A 14480-nucleotide genomic window follows, 5' to 3' on the forward strand; every position below is an offset into this window, starting at 1 on the left:
CAGCCTCCTGAAGCGTCACGCGTCGAAGGATAGCATCAAGTGCAAGAGCCGCATCGCGGGCTGGAACAACCAGTTCCTCATGCAAGTGATTACCGGAACAGGAGTTTAATGTGCGCTGGCCCTGGGGTCGGCCGCGGCGCAGTACACTCGCAGGAGTGGGAAGATGTGCTCCAGCCGCGTGATTCTCATCGTTCTTGCTCTGGTCATAATCTCGCCGATGATGGCGGGCAGTTCCCCGGGCGGGTGCAATGGTGTTGTGCCGATCGGCGCGGATGGCGCTTCGGGTACGCTCAAGGTCTTGATCACCGACAAGCCCTTCCCCTTCGAGTATGTCGAGCAGGCGATAGTCACGGTCACGCGTGTGGAGGTGCGACCGGCCGGCAATGCCGGCGAGGACGAGGACGCGAGCGGTGAAGAGGATGAGGCGGGTGGCGGATTCGTCACCGTGTTCGAGTCGGCGAGTGGCAGGAGCTTCGATCTTCTCAGCCTGCAGAACGGCCGTGTCGATGTTCTGGCCGAGGCCAGGCTGGCGCCCGGTCAGTACTCGCAGATCCGGGTGACGGTCGTGGAGGGTGAGATTCGCCTCCGTGACGGGCGCGTTTTCGCACTTGACGTTCCCAGTGGTGAGCAGACAGGCATCAAGTTGCGCTGTGTTTTCGCGATCGAGGCCGGCGAGGAAGTCGCTCTTCTGCTGGACGTGGATCTGAGCCGGGCTTTCTCGCCGGTTCCGGGCGGGGCAGTGAAGCACCCGGCCGAGATCGTCGGGTTCCGGTTCACTCCGTCGCTAGCCTGCCGCGTGGTTTGCCTCGATCAGGCGGCCAGCATCTCCGGCTGCGTCGAAGATCCAAACGGTTTTCCAATCCCAGCAGTCGCTGTTACCGTTTTTGACCAGGATGTCGAGGTCTCCAGCTCGGTCACCGATGAGGATGGGACGTTTACCCTGGTCGGACTACCCGCGGGCACCTACCGCCTGGAGTTCACGGCCGACGGATATGAGGACACCGAAGTCGGTTCCGTGTCGGTGCAGGCGGGCCAGGCGACCGAGGCCGAGAGCGTGACCCTGCAGCCCATGTCGAGCGTTGCCCCAACCGCTGCACGGACGCTAGCCGGCGGCTTGCTCGGTGAGGTCAATCATGCTCTGCACGCGCCGGTCACGCTCCACGGCACGTTCTTCTCCACCGAGTACCACAGTGGGACGGCGAGTGATGCTCAGACGGTGGTTGACGACGTTTTTCTGCCACGGCGGACGGTGTGGGATCGGAACACGGTCTGGTGGGTGATGGTCGGCGGCTTCATCAACGGCCAGTATCTGACCGTGGATCTGGGCGGACCGCGGCCGATCGACAGCTTCGTGGTTCAAGCCAACAGCACGGAATCTCACGTGCTTTCCTACTGGGATCTCGACGTGGAGGCGTGGGTGGTCGCCTGGAGCGTTCCCCGAGGAGACGTCTACGCGTACGGGATGGAATCTCGCCCCGATCCTCGCGACACGACCGGGCGCTACGTGCTGCCGAGCCCGATAGTGACTGACCGACTGAAGTTCTCGGGGGCGGCGACCAGCGGCACGCATCTGTACTCGGTCTCGGAGATCCAGGCGTTCGGGCCGGCTCTGAGTTCGCCGCCCGTGGCCAACGCAGGCGGGCCCTATGCCGTTCGTGACACCTCGTGGGATGGGGCCGTGGTCGTGCTGAACGGCAGCGGATCTCACGATCCCGACGGCGACTCGCTCCTCTACTCATGGCGGATCGGGGAGCAGGAGATTGGCGCCGCGGCCCAGCTGTCGTGGTCCTTCCCGATCGGATCCACACAGGTGTCCCTGACCGTCACCGATCCTGCAGGCCTGAGCGACACGGCCACGACGGCCGTCACCGTCAGCGTGGATGAGGTTCGCATCGACATCAAGCCGGGTGAGGAGCCCAACAACATCAATCTCAAGTCCAAGGGTAGCCTGCCGGTGGCGTTTCTCACCGACGAGGGGTTCGATGCGGCGACGATCGACCCTGTCACCGTGAGCTGCGACGGCGGGCTCTTCAGCGGATTCGTCAAGATGCGTGGCAAGGGCGGGCTGACACCCATGGCGAGCATGGAGGATGTTGACGCCGACGGCGATGCCGACCTGGTTGTGCACCTGGAGACGAGCACCTTGCCCTTGGATGGCGGCACCACGGAATGCACCCTTGGTGCGCTCACGTGGGATGGCTTCCTGGTCCGTGGCCGTGACAGCGTTCGCATGGTGCCTTGACCTTCGCCCTGGGGAGCACGCCTACTTCGGGCTGCGCCGCGGTGGTGGCTGGCGGTCCGGGGGGCGGGATGCGGGGGTCCGGGATGCCCCTGAGAGTGGAGGCTCGCAGGAGGTTGGAGCGGGTTTGGACCAAAGCCTCCCTGTCTGCTACAATACGCCAGGCTGCCGCGGGTACCCTTGCCGTGAGACCGCTGCTAATCAGGAGAATGTGAAGATGAGTAACCAACGCCTGGTAGGAAATTGGCTGCCGTTCGTGCTCTGTACCGTGGTGGTGGGCAGCCTGGGCGCGGACTGTGCCAGTCTGATTCCGGACACCACCAACACCGACCCGGTCACCGTTGAACTGGTCAATTACGGGGCTTACTCACTGGACCCCCGCTTGTACGTATCGCCCAGTCAGAGCATCGGATATGACGGCGAGTTGCTCGCCAGCGTCAATCATGTGGCCGTCACCCCAGCCGTCGCGGCGGGAGAGACGGTGACGCTGGTTTTCAACTGCGCCGACATCGGCACCATCACGACTGATCACGCCGATCTATATCTGACGGCCAGCACGACCAAGGCCAGTGACAATGGTCCCTGGCTCGTGCAGGATCAAGTTTTTTCGTGCGGCGATACGATTACCTTCATCTACATCGATGATTCCGTGGCCGGCTTCTACACCCGCGTCGAGGTGAACGATACGTTCCTCGAGGATTGACCCGGGTGAATGAAGGTCGGGTCTGGCCTGCCCGCTCAGGTCAGCATGTGAAGCCCCAAGCCGCTCCGCAAGCGGTTGGTCTGTGCCCAGAGCTTGTCATCCTGCTTGAGGAAACGCACGAGTTGTCCAGTTGAGATGGCCAGCCGTTCGGCCGCGTCGCCCACACTGCCGCGGCAAGCGAGGATCAGGTCCAGGAGGTACTGGATGACAAGGAAGTAGTCCTCGTGCCGTGGGCTGATACGCAGGCCGGGGTTTTGCTGGAGCACACTGGCCAGAAATGGTGGTGGGCCTGCCTGCTGATCGATGGGATTTCGTTGGGTGAGGGCCAAAGCCTCGCGCAGTCGTTTCACTGCTCTGGTCCGATTCTCATGTTGGGAGCGGCTCTCCGTGGCGGTGACGATGAGGTTAGTCGGCTGGTGGCGGACTCGGACGGCGGACGAGGTCTTGTTGCGTTTCTGTCCCCCCGGCCCGCTGGCCCGAAAGGTGTCGATTTCGCACTGGGCGAGCAGTTGGTGATCGGCCAGGAGGAGCCAGGCCCGCCCGGGAAGGGGGAGGGCAGGCTCAGGGGTGTTGTTGTCCGGGGGCTTCACGGTCGATGCCTCGCTTGAGACGCGGAGGATTATACCAGGCCGCGACAAATTGTCCGGAAAAAGTGGTCTAGCCCCGAAAAATGGTGTAAACTGTATGGACAGATCGCGTGTATAACCTTATAGTAGAACAGGTCAGCGGAGGTGTTTTGGGCGTTTATGTCTACCGTCGCGTGCGGTTGTCGCCTGGGATACCGATGGACATTGAAAGCACCTGTCTCGGATCGTGATCCTGTATCAGTCGCTGCTCGAGATGTGAGTTCGGCGACGGTGTAATGAGCCATTCCCTTTCGCCCGCGCTCTCCGCGACTCTAACCTCCCCTAAGCGCGGGCGTTTTTTTGCGCTTTTGGAGCAGAGCGCGGAAACTGCGCCCCAAAGCGCAACTTTAGCTTCAGAAAGAGTTTAAAGGAATCTCTGGTGCTCGGTCGATAAGACCATCCGCCAGTTCATCCCCTGGTCTGTATGGAATGAAGGAAGGTGCCTTTCGAGGCGGGTTGTACCTATGACCAAACGCGAACTGATTGACCAGATCCGCATGCTCAATCCGACTGCCCGCTCTGAGTTTCTTGCCGACTTCGAGGAGCAGGATTTGCGGGCTTATCTTGAGCAGCTCCGGGAGCTAGCTCGGGAGCGTTCCTGGCGGTTGGAGCGAGCTGAGATGGAGCCGGCTCTGGTGGCCTGATAGGGTGTCTGGCCCCGCCCGGAGGTCCGATATCTAGGGTCGACCCTGCCGGGAGACCCCATATGGACCCCCCTTATAAGACGCGTTTCCGTCCGGAAACCCGATTCTCTCAAGAATGCGGTAGGCTCAGGTCGATAACAGGGATAGTGCGAAAGCAGTGCGAGAGCGGGCCGATGGACCGGCCCTTCTGACCGTCCTGGTGGTAGATTCACCCGTATACCGATTCGGAGCTTCACGGATGATGCCCGATTGGGAGAGTGAAGGCTCTCTGCGCTTCCAGGACGTCGAAGGGCGACGAACGGCCGGTCGGCGTGTAGTTGCGGTAGGATAGGGCCGGTTGCCAGGCTGCTGGTAGTTGGAAACGCTGGCGAGGCAGGGACCGGGCGGGTGATTCACTATGAACGACATTAGTTCACTTCAGGGCAACGGGCGGCTGGCAGGCGTTCCTCCCAGCGGCGCCACGCGATCGGATCGGCCGTCGGGGACTGCGGAAGCGCCCGAGACTTACGCCGAGCCGGTGGATCAGGTTGAGATCTCGGCGATGGGGCAGATGCTCAGCAGCCTGGACGGCGAGGTGGGCATCCGGACCGAGAAAGTGGCTCAGGTTCGCCAACAGATCGCTGATGGAACGTATCTGACCGAGGAGAAGCTCTCGATTGCCGCGAGCCGGCTGATGGAGGCGTTGCTGTCCTCACAAGTGGCCTAGGAGCCACGGTATTCATTCCGAGTTAAGGGGCATGAGCCCCGGCGTAGTCTTCTGACGAGCCCGCGACTGTTGGATCGGTCGCGGGCTTGTGTTTTCCTGGTGTCATCGATCAGGTGGTCTCTTGGGATACGGGGTGACGCTGGTGGCCGTGGCCTTGCGGTACGTGGTTGCGTGTTGCTCTTGCGGGCGAAGAAGGGTACGCTAATGGGTTGGAATCCCGGCCCTGGGGTCGGGACGCATGGACTTTTTTACGTCATCCTGCCCCCATGCAAAGGAGATAGCAATGGCCAACGGTACGACGCGTCGTGACTTCCTCCGGCACACCACCTACGCCGGAGCGGGAATTTGGATTCTGGGTGGCGGTGCCGTCCAGGCGCTGCAGATGGGTGCCAAGCCTCGCAAAGTGTCGGCGAACGAGAAACTCAACGTAGCTGGCATCGGGGCTGGCGGCAAGGGTGGCGGTGATATCTCCAACGCGGGGAGAAGGGACAACATCGTTGCGGTTTGCGACGTGGACAAGCGTCAGGCCGCGGGGATCATGAAGAATCATCCCAAGGCGAAGTTCTACCAGGACTTCCGCAAGATGCTGGACGAAATGCACAAGGAGATCGATGCGGTGACCGTGTCGACCCCTGACCACCAGCATGCCGTGGCCGCGATGATGGCGATGAAGATGGGCAAGCACGTCTATTGCCAGAAGCCGCTGTGCCACGACGTCCACGAAGCCCGAGCCCTGACCGAAGCCGCCAAGAAGTACGGCGTGGTGACCCAGATGGGCAACCAGGGCACCTCTGAGCCCGGCCTGCGGACTGCGGTTGAGGTGATCTGGTCGGGGGCCATTGGCAAGATCAAGGAGGTGCACGTCTGGACCAATCGGCCGGTCTGGCCGCAGGGCCAGAAGCGGAAGGCCAAGACGGATCCGGTGCCCGCGGAGCTGGACTGGGATCTATGGCTGGGGACCGCACCGGAACGGCCCTATGTCGATGGGGCCTATCACACCTTTAACTGGCGCGGCTGGTGGGATTTCGGCACCGGTGCGCTGGGCGACATGGCCTGCCACACCGCGAACATGGCGTTCATGGCCTGCAAGCTTGGGTATCCGACGAGCGTCATCGCTGAGGTTTCGGATGATTTCAACGATGATTCGTATCCGACCTGGAGCATCATTCGCTACGAGTTCCCGGCCCGCGGCGATTTGCCCGCGCTGAAGTGGAACTGGTACGATGGCGGCAACAACAAGCCGCCCAAGGCTTTGGACGAAATCAAGCGATATGCGCAGGGTCTCAAGCTGTCGGACAGCGGCTCCTTACTGGTGGGCGAGAAGGGCACTTTGTTCTCGCCGAACGACTACGGCGCGGACTTCCAGCTCCTGCCCAAGAAGGATTTTGAAGGCTACAAGCCACCGACGCCCACGCTGCCGCGTCTCAAGAACGAGAAGAAAGACGGGACAATCGAGATTGTGGGCGGCGATGAATGGCACAACAAGGAATGGACCGACGCCTGCAAGGGTAAGGGCAAGACCTTGTCCAACTTCGGTTATGCCGGTCCGCTGACCGAGACGGTTGTTCTCGGATGCGTGGCGATGCGGTTCCACGGCCAGAAGCTCGAGTGGGACGGCCCGAACATGAAGGTGACCAACATCGCCGAGGCGAACAAGTTCCTGAAGCGTGAGTATCGCGCGGGCTGGGAACTGTAAGCGACGGACGATACTCCGGCCGCCAGCGAGCGGGCCCTCTGCCGGGGCAAGGGGCGAGCCCCCGTCAGAAACCCGTGTTCCCGCGAGCGGTCCTGCCTGCCGGCGCCGGACGGACGACAGCGACAGAGGGACGGGTACCATGATGGTGCCTGTCCCTCTGTCTGTCGGTGTGCAGGAAGGGGTATCCGGTGGTCTGTGTGGCCGGGCTTCCCCGCGGTTGCACGAGCAGGGGGTGTGATGGCCCAGACGGCTGATCGTGCATGCGACATTTCCGGCGTTACCGCTGCAGGCCAGCCATGGCTTGCGGTCGTTGTGCTCGTTGTCACGGTTGCCCTGTGGAGTCTGGGCGGGCCGCTGATCAAGCTACTCAGCGGGGTCGGCGGGCACGTGGAGAGCACGTCCGGGGCGGCCATTGCGGTTTCCCGGTCGATGATTGGCGGCTTGCTGCTGCTGCCCATGGCCTGGCGGCGCCGCGATACCCTTCGGCATGGCTCGCGCGTCTGGATGGCGGCTTGCGTGGTGGCGTTTGCCGTCATGACCGTCTGCTTCGTGGTGGCCACCGCCCGGACGGCGGCCGCCAACGCGATCATTCTGCAGAACACCTCAGCGGTCTGGGTCTTCTTGCTCTCCGCCCTGTTCCTGCACGAACGACCGACCTTGGGCGAGTCGGCCGCGCTTCTGCTGGCCATGGGTGGCGTGGTGGTCATCGTCGTCGGCCACGGATCCGCGGACCTGTCCAGTCTTCTGATCGCCCTGATCAGCGGCTGGGGCTACGGGACGCTGACGGTGATGATGCGTGGTTTGCGACGGGTAGATTCGGCGGTCGTGGTGTGCATCAACTGCCTGGGCTCCGCTCTGCTCTTGAGTCCGATGCTAATCTGGTCCGGTGGTCTGCCCACCGGCGCGGCAACGATCGGTCTGCTCGTCATGCTCAGCGTCTTTCAGTTCACCGGCCCCTACGTCCTGTTTTCGTGGGCACTCAAGCACATACAAGCCCATCGGGCAGCCTTGATCGTGCTCCTTGAAACGGTTCTGAACCCCATCTTCACTTACCTCATCGTTGGCGAGCAGGTGCCGAAACCCACACTTGTTGGCGGGCCCCTGATCATTTTGAGCGTGGCGGTCTCCATACTCATCGCGAAACGGAAGGAAAGCAATGAGTGGCAAGAGGAGTGCCGGGCTCCGCGGCCGTAGCACAGCGATGACGTGTCGACTTGCGTTCCCTTGGCCGCGCGTGCGAATCGGCGCTTGCCTAAGCCTTACCGCAGTGTCTTGAGGTACTTTTGATAATCCTTATAGAGCTTCACGCTCGCGGGGCCGCCCGGCTGGCGTGACATTTCTGGGCCGCTCATCATGCCGGGGAACTCATAATGGAGGATCTTCTCGAAATTGGGGAACCGGGTGAAATCGCTGATCAGACCGTCGATCGGCCGGGGGACCAGTGCGCCGCTCTTGGCGAAGTCGAAACTCTCCACGTCCATCCAGAGATGGCAGCCGGCCTCGTCGCAAAGTGACTGCATGAGAGTGGCGGCCTCCTCGCCCCGCAGATCGTTGGGCGGCATGCGGTGGTAGCCGAAGGGACAGAGAATGTCCACGTTAGCAAGCAACTTCTTGTAGGCCTCCTCGGCCCCGCGCAGATTGAAGCAGTTAGGCGCCAGCATCACCGGCTTGTCCGGTGCCAGCCGGCGCACGTAGGGCGTGAACTCGCGGAAGAAGCCGGCGATTTCGTCGCGTTCCTCGGCGTCGCCCAGGCCGCCCTCTTTCTCCGCGCTGACGTACCAGCCGTAGAACGACGGATGATGGCCGTAGCGCTGCCATAGCTCGTCGGCCACCTGTTTGCACCATCGCAGGGCGCCCGGCGTGAAGTCGAAGAAGGCATAGCAGCCCACACCGGGCATGACCTGCATCCCCAAGCGGTCGGCCTGGGAGAGGATTGCCTCCAAGGGGTCCGGCGAGGCAATCGGCATGCGTCCGGGGAACAGCCGCGAGGGATAGTAGGCCTTTCCCTGGTAACCCTCGGTTTCGATCTTGTGCTTGCCCCGGTGCGTGAAGTTCTGGAACATCATGGTGATGACCAGGATGTTCTGATCGACGTCGTGCATGGCCCAGACCATCTCGCGCCACTGGTCGTCGGTCATCTTGCCGAGTTCGCTGGTGAAGGCGGCCCCGGTCTGGGGGTCGTGGTGATAGATGTCTACCCAGGCCCCGCCCAACCGGCGCGTCGACCGCTGCCCGGTAGCCAGGATCTCCAGCGGGCACTCATCTCGGAGCGTCTGATCGCCGGCCTTGGCCACGAGCAGAATGCGATGCCTTCCGGCCCGTTCCCTGGTCGGCCATCGCAGCCGGAGGCCTTTGGCCTCGCCCGGGGCCGCCTCCGACCGTGCTTGGTGTAGCAGTGCCCCCGGCTCCTCCCGGTCGAGGTAGACGGCCACATCGTACGTGCGTGGTTCGCTCGTCAGGTTCCGCACGGCTCCACGCACGTCCAGCGTGATTCGGTCGGTCACCGGCGAAGGCGGGATGACCGTCAGGGCGATGGCCGGTGGCGAGGTTGAATCGGCGGCCCCGTACGCGAAAACATGCATCACGACGAGAAGCGGCAAGCTGAGCGTCATGACATGCCTCATTCAAGGTGTGGCATCTGATTTACGCCGGGCTACGCACTCGGCGGGTGCGCTGGCATTGTATCGCCGTCTCCCGTCGCAACCAGCTTGGTTTCAGTTCGCCTCGTCTGGATCAACCGTAGGCGCCAATGACCTTGTTTGCCGCTGGCGAACGCTGCCACGGATGATCCGTCCGAATGCAAGCGCTACGTGCCGGCGCGACTGTGTGGCGGGCGTCGGCCGAGACTTGCGCCCGGGCGAGAGGGCGGTAGTGCTCCACGCTGGCATGAGTAGTCGGACGGCGTGTATCATCCGGCGAAACGCCGTTTGGTGCGGCGACGGTCTTGTGCATTCGAAGGCCGTAGGATCCATGCTCAGGTGCGGTCTGTTGAGTTCCGCTGTTCTGGTCGTGTGTTCGGGAACGCGTCTCGCGCAGATCGACCGTTTCGGTTGCCTCGACGGATTCATCCTGCCACATCGATATGCCCCGGGCAAAAACAGTTCCGTCGTTCAACATATCCCGCAGGGGCAGAAGGCGACGCTGCTGGAGCTGACCGGTGGCGGTTCCGTGCGGCACATCGGGTCCACCTGGCGGGTCGAGCCCGGGCAGGATGCAACGAAAGCCAGACAGGTGCTGATTCGGGTCTACCTGAACGGCGAGTCGCAGCCGGCCATTGAGGGTTCGCTGGATGAGTTGTTTCGGGCGGCGGAGGCGGTCCGCGCCAAGGGCGAGCCGCTGCCCCGTTGGGGCAGGGTGACTCCCTGGTAGACGAGGTCACGGGACGGTTTTGAACGGAATACTCCTCCGATTTGTCGATCCTTCGTTCGCGTGGTGCGAGGCTCACTGCGAGAGAATGTATTCCTCCAGATCCCACAACTGCTGGTCGGTGAGGTTGGTCGTGCGGCCATGGCGATTGTTGGGATTGCAGGTCTTGAGGACGTCGAACAGCGTGGCCGCTCGGCCGTCGTGCAGGTAGGGGGCGGTGCGCCAACATTCGAGCAGAGTGGGGGTGTCCAGGAGCTTGTCCTGATCCGCACTCGTTCCCGTTCCGACATCGTAGCTCTTCAGGTCGGTTGACTGCGGGCCGGAATGGCAGGCTGCGCAGCCGGTGTCCGCGAAGAGCTTCTCACCCCGTTTGGCGGCGTCGGACCATTCGCCTTGATGCCGGTATGGGCTTGCGACCGGGGCGAGCGATTTGAGGTACTCGTCGATGGCCCGGGCGTCGTCCTCGGAGCAGTGGGCGAACTGAATGAACCGCAGGCCGGATCGCACTGCCATTTCGGCCGTCTCGCGGACTGCCAGGCTCATGACGGGCGGCGTTCGGTGAGACGCGAGCAGGCTCCTGGTGTTCTTCGGGTTGCCCAGCCCATCGTTGGTGAGGTCCCAGTTCAGACCGTCGGCTCGGGCGTCGGGATGACAACTCGCGCAGCTCTGCCATTGCTGGAGACACAGGCCGGCGTCGTTGAACAGGAGTTCACCCCGGCGGATGGTGTTCGGTGTGGCCGTTGGCCCCAGGGTGGTGATTCGACCGCCGGTGATCGTCGGCGAGGCCAGGTCGATCGTCTCCAGGTTGTCGCTGAAGTAGCCGGTGACGTGCAGGGTCGAACCGGCGATGGCGAGGCCGCGGGGGCCGTGGATTCCCAAGGCTCTTCGCGTGCGCAGCGTGCCGAGGAAAGCCAGCGTGTTGGGGATCTTCTCAACGGACAGCCCCGGGTCGGCGGCGTATTCGTGCCGGATGATCTGATCGATCTTCCTATGCAGTCCGAGACGGTCGATGATGCTGACTTCGTGCGTGCCGGCATGGGTGAGGCAGAGCAGTCGGCCGTCCGCGGTGCAGGCGACGGCCCACGGGTTAGCCGCTCCCCGAGCCAGGTCGTCCAGCAGCACGGTGGTGAGCAGTGTGCGGGCGGCGACGTCGATGATGCTCACTGCGTTGGTGTTCATCCACCCACGCTCCAACTGCGTGGGCGGCATCGTGTAGCGGCTCAGCAGGTGGGTCACGTAGACGTACCGGCCGTCGGGCGACACGTCGAGCCCGCGGAGGCTCGACGAACCGTTGGGCAGCGGGATCGAGGTGACCACCTTGCGTGCGGACGTATCGATGACTTCAACTTCCGCGGAGATGACATCCTGGTCGGCGGTGCCGGCGGGCAGGTGGTTGGCCACGAACAGCAGGGCACCGTCCGGCGTCAGGCCGCAGGCGACGGGCTCCCGCTTCACCGGGATTTCGGGCGCGACCTGACGCTGCGCCAGATCGATCACCGTGACCTTGTTGGTGAATCGCTCGCATAGGAACAGTATGTCGCCACGCGGGCCGAGCACGGGCGACATCGGCGTGTGACCTGCTGGGATGGAGTGAAGGACCTGCCTGGTCGTCAAGTCGATGACGAACAACTGGCCGTTGGGGGCGTCGCCGGTGACGTAGAGATACTTGCCATCGGCCGACACAACCAGTCCTGATGGGTTCAGCGGCAAGGTGATGGTAGCCGTAACGCTTCCGGCCTTCGGATCCACAATGAGTAAGCGGCTGGCGGTAGATGCGGCCACATAGAGCGTCTTGCCCGATGCATCGGCGACAACGGCGGTGGGGGAGAGCGCATCGGCATGACAGAAGGCCGCCGAGAAGAACAGCAAGCCCAGGGCCGGCAGGCATGCGAGCCAACGACGCAGCTTCGAGAAGCCGAGCGAAACACAGGTCATCGCTTCGTCTCCATCCAGGCGGTCTGCGTCGTCGGGTACTGTCGCTGTGTGCGGTCCTGATAGTCGGCCCAGAGCGGGCAATTCAGGTCGATCCAGCATTTCAGGGCGTGCATCTCGTCGCGGCTCAGGCGCACATCGTGATGGCCTTTGTTCAATACGTCGATGACGCGGCTCTTCACCGTGCCGATGGTCATGGGCACCGTCCGGTCATGGTACTCGCCCCAGCCGCAGTTGGCGTAGTTGACCAGTCCCTTGGTGATCAGCGTTCGGTAGGAGGCCGGGACCTTGTTCGCGTCCCGGGTGCCGGTCAGATCGATACCCTTTTCGTGGCGGGCGTTGTGGCAACTCGCGCAACGCATGTCAAGAACGGCCTGCACGACCTTCTCATACGAGAACGGGCCCGATCCCCAGGGCGGCGGCTGCGGCGAATGCGGGGGCGTCTTCATGGCCGCCAGTCGCCGGTTGTCCGGAACATCGTTGCGACTCTCGTGGCAGCCGATGCAGGATCGCGTTTCGCCCGGCTGCAACTGGACGACGCTGCGCATGCGCTGGAGCTCGTTGAGATTCTCGTCCAATGCCTGGAAGTAGAGTACCTTGCGGGCCGGGGCGGTAAACCGGGCCGATCCGTCCGGCTCGACCGGGACGAGTCCCTCGACGCCCTTGGCTACGTAGGTCGTCCAGCCGCACGGTCCGACCACATCCGTCTGGCCGGCGTTCGGCGAATTGGAGCGGTGGAAGATGGGCGAGGCGTAGAAATCGGTGAACTGCTCGTACTCCTCGCGGAGCTTGCCGTCGGATCGGACCTGGGCCAGGGACTTCAGTTCCTCGCAGATGCGCAGGTGCTTGACCGCGCCGCGCGGCATGGGCGGCGTGAGCCCCTGGTACACGTCGGTGAGGATGAACTGGCCGGTCGGAGGTTGTTCCGACGTTGAGGCCGAGACGCGTGGCTGCCGGCCGGGCAGGACCGAAGCGATGACCGGCGGGCGGGGCCGAGGGCGAAGCGGGGTCGGAGCCATGCTGCCGATGTCGAGATCGAGGTAGAGCAGCTCGCGGTTGCCGTATCGATCGATCAGGTACAAGCCGAACCGATGCGACGGGCTGTTCCAGTCGCCGGAGGGCGAGTGGCTGACCAGCAGGTAGTCGCGCGAGATGGGAATTGGGTCGCGGAAGCAGCGGCGGTCCGGGTAGCTGCCGATCTTGTTGCCGAACGAACCCCAGTGGCCGTCGTAGCCGTAGGCCACGTCCGGCGTGATGTTGGTGACCGCGTCCTTGTTGAACTGCCCGTCCTCGGGATTGATCAGGGCGATGGGTCCGTTGAAGTCGCCGAAGTGGGAGACCATCACGCACGAGATTTCGCCGGTCTCGGGAATCTCGTAGCCGTTCATCATGCAGTTGCGGGTGTCGTTGCCGTACACCAGCTCGGGCTGGGTGCCGTCCGGGCGGATCGCCCAGAGCGTATGCCCGAAGTTGGCGCCCTTGTCTTGATACTCCGAGTGGGTCCACAGGATCCGGCCGTCGCTCATGATCGACGGTCCCCACTCGCTGATATTCGAGTAGGACAGCGTCTCGATGTTGCCGCCGTCGGCGTTCGAGCGGTGCAGCGTGAAGGCCATCGGGATGAAGCACAGGAAGCGGCAGCTTATGCGCGTGCTCACGAAGGTCAGCCCGCCGTCGGGCAGCGGGCAGGGATAGTAGTCGTGGAAACGTCCGCTCGTCAGCTCCTTGGGATCGGTGCCATCGGCCTTCATGCTCATCAGATGCCAGTACACCTCTCCTTTGGAGCCCGGCGGGCGATAGGCGAAGAAGATCGTCTGGGCATCGAAGTCGGCCACGGGATCACGAGCGATGCCGTTGCCCGCGTCGAACAACAGGGTCGTCTTGGCCAAGGAGGGCTCCAACCGACCATCGCTACGCGGCATGTCGAGGATGAAGACGCCGCCTCCGCCCTTGAGGGGGCTGTCCATGATGTCGGTGTAGTTGTGCGACGGCTCGTAAGGGAATCTCTTGACGAAGAGGATCCGCGTCAGGCAGTTTAGGTCCGGATCGCGCAGCAGGAGCCGGCGTTTGGCCATGCGGACTTCCCGGTAGACCCGTTCGGCGGAGGCACTGTCCTGGTTGCCCAGGCCTCCGGCGGTCGAAGCCTGGGCCTTACACCGCAGCCTCTCCAGTTCCTCGTGTTCGCTCGCCACCACCACACCTTTGTCCGCCAGTCGTTCCAGCAGATCCTGCATTTGCCTCAATGCCCGGTCGACCGGACTCATGTGGACCAGTGCGGGCCAGTACGGTCGGCCGCCGGGCAACGCCGGTTTGTTCAGTGCCACCGGCGAGATCGGGTCATTGGGTGCAATGCGTGCCCACGTCTCCCGTTCCCAGGCGAACGCCCATTGCAGCGTATCCTCGTAGGTGGGCGAAGCCGGAAGGTCGATGGTTGGATAAGGGCATGGATTTGCCTCCGCCGTCGGCACGATCGCCAGCGAAGCATGGCTGATCCAGAACCAGGCGGCGAGTGTCCGCAGACCGCGCGATGTGAAGCCGGTGGCCCTTGGTTTCATCATGATGCCCTCG

11 protein-coding genes are annotated in these 14480 nt (G+C 63.2%); 7 read left to right on the forward strand and 4 right to left on the reverse strand.

Features of this window, described 5'->3' with window-relative positions; all coding sequences use genetic code 11:
* Positions 1-163 precede the first annotated feature (163 nt).
* Positions 164-2242, forward strand: coding sequence for a DUF4382 domain-containing protein (locus tag KA354_17645; GenBank protein MBP7936466.1), 2079 nt, complete (start codon positions 164-166; stop codon positions 2240-2242).
* Between the two features lie 214 nt (positions 2243-2456).
* The gene (locus KA354_17650; protein ID MBP7936467.1) at positions 2457-2942 is read left to right on the forward strand and encodes a hypothetical protein; all 486 of its coding nucleotides are present in this window, start codon (positions 2457-2459) and stop codon (positions 2940-2942) included.
* A gap of 35 nt (positions 2943-2977) precedes the next feature.
* Here KA354_17650 and KA354_17655 read toward each other — a convergent pair whose 3' ends face one another.
* Positions 2978-3466: a peptide chain release factor-like protein gene (locus KA354_17655; GenBank protein MBP7936468.1), complete on the reverse strand. Its 489-nt coding sequence runs from the start codon at positions 3464-3466 to the stop codon at positions 2978-2980.
* A gap of 566 nt (positions 3467-4032) precedes the next feature.
* Here KA354_17655 and KA354_17660 point away from each other — a divergent pair.
* The 4 genes from KA354_17660 (at position 4033) to KA354_17675 (ending at position 7808) form a co-directional block, all read left to right on the forward strand.
* Complete coding sequence (locus KA354_17660; protein ID MBP7936469.1) at positions 4033-4212, forward strand: hypothetical protein; 180 nt, start codon at positions 4033-4035, stop codon at positions 4210-4212.
* A 397-nt stretch (positions 4213-4609) separates the two neighbouring features.
* Positions 4610-4918, forward strand: coding sequence for a flagellar biosynthesis anti-sigma factor FlgM (locus tag KA354_17665; protein ID MBP7936470.1), 309 nt, complete (start codon positions 4610-4612; stop codon positions 4916-4918).
* Between the two features lie 283 nt (positions 4919-5201).
* Positions 5202-6614: a Gfo/Idh/MocA family oxidoreductase gene (locus KA354_17670; GenBank protein MBP7936471.1), complete on the forward strand. Its 1413-nt coding sequence runs from the start codon at positions 5202-5204 to the stop codon at positions 6612-6614.
* A gap of 237 nt (positions 6615-6851) precedes the next feature.
* On the forward strand, positions 6852-7808 hold the full coding sequence (locus KA354_17675; protein ID MBP7936472.1) for a DMT family transporter: 957 nt from the start codon (positions 6852-6854) through the stop codon (positions 7806-7808).
* A gap of 65 nt (positions 7809-7873) precedes the next feature.
* On the opposite strand, the gene KA354_17680 is transcribed toward KA354_17675, so the two are convergent.
* Positions 7874-9226, reverse strand: coding sequence for a DUF4434 domain-containing protein (locus tag KA354_17680; protein MBP7936473.1), 1353 nt, complete (start codon positions 9224-9226; stop codon positions 7874-7876).
* A gap of 376 nt (positions 9227-9602) precedes the next feature.
* Between KA354_17680 and KA354_17685 the strand changes: the two genes are divergently transcribed.
* Complete coding sequence (locus KA354_17685) at positions 9603-9983, forward strand: hypothetical protein (protein MBP7936474.1); 381 nt, start codon at positions 9603-9605, stop codon at positions 9981-9983.
* 72 nt (positions 9984-10055) lie between these two features.
* On the opposite strand, the gene KA354_17690 is transcribed toward KA354_17685, so the two are convergent.
* Entirely contained in the window at positions 10056-11915 is a 1860-nt protein-coding gene (locus tag KA354_17690) for a c-type cytochrome (protein MBP7936475.1), read from the reverse strand.
* Positions 11912-14470, reverse strand: coding sequence for a hypothetical protein (locus KA354_17695; protein MBP7936476.1), 2559 nt, complete (start codon positions 14468-14470; stop codon positions 11912-11914). Before KA354_17695 ends, KA354_17690 begins: the two co-directional genes overlap by 4 nt.
* Between the last annotated feature and the right edge of the window lie 10 nt (positions 14471-14480).

It is taken from the genome of Phycisphaerae bacterium (genome assembly GCA_018003015.1).
Lineage (GTDB): Bacteria > Planctomycetota > Phycisphaerae > UBA1845 > PWPN01 > JAGNEZ01.

Excerpts from the sequence above, each read along its gene's own strand:
- KA354_17645 (MBP7936466.1), top strand. The coding sequence starts at position 164 with ATGTGCTCCAGCCGCGTGATTCTCATCGTTCTTGCTCTGGTCATAATC.
- KA354_17650 (MBP7936467.1), top strand. The coding sequence starts at position 2,457 with ATGAGTAACCAACGCCTGGTAGGAAATTGGCTGCCGTTCGTGCTCTGT.
- KA354_17660 (MBP7936469.1), top strand. The coding sequence starts at position 4,033 with ATGACCAAACGCGAACTGATTGACCAGATCCGCATGCTCAATCCGACT.
- KA354_17665 (MBP7936470.1), top strand. The coding sequence starts at position 4,610 with ATGAACGACATTAGTTCACTTCAGGGCAACGGGCGGCTGGCAGGCGTT.
- KA354_17670 (MBP7936471.1), top strand. The coding sequence starts at position 5,202 with ATGGCCAACGGTACGACGCGTCGTGACTTCCTCCGGCACACCACCTAC.
- KA354_17675 (MBP7936472.1), top strand. The coding sequence starts at position 6,852 with ATGGCCCAGACGGCTGATCGTGCATGCGACATTTCCGGCGTTACCGCT.
- KA354_17680 (MBP7936473.1), bottom strand. The coding sequence starts at position 9,226 with ATGACGCTCAGCTTGCCGCTTCTCGTCGTGATGCATGTTTTCGCGTAC.
- KA354_17690 (MBP7936475.1), bottom strand. The coding sequence starts at position 11,915 with ATGACCTGTGTTTCGCTCGGCTTCTCGAAGCTGCGTCGTTGGCTCGCA.
- KA354_17695 (MBP7936476.1), bottom strand. The coding sequence starts at position 14,470 with ATGATGAAACCAAGGGCCACCGGCTTCACATCGCGCGGTCTGCGGACA.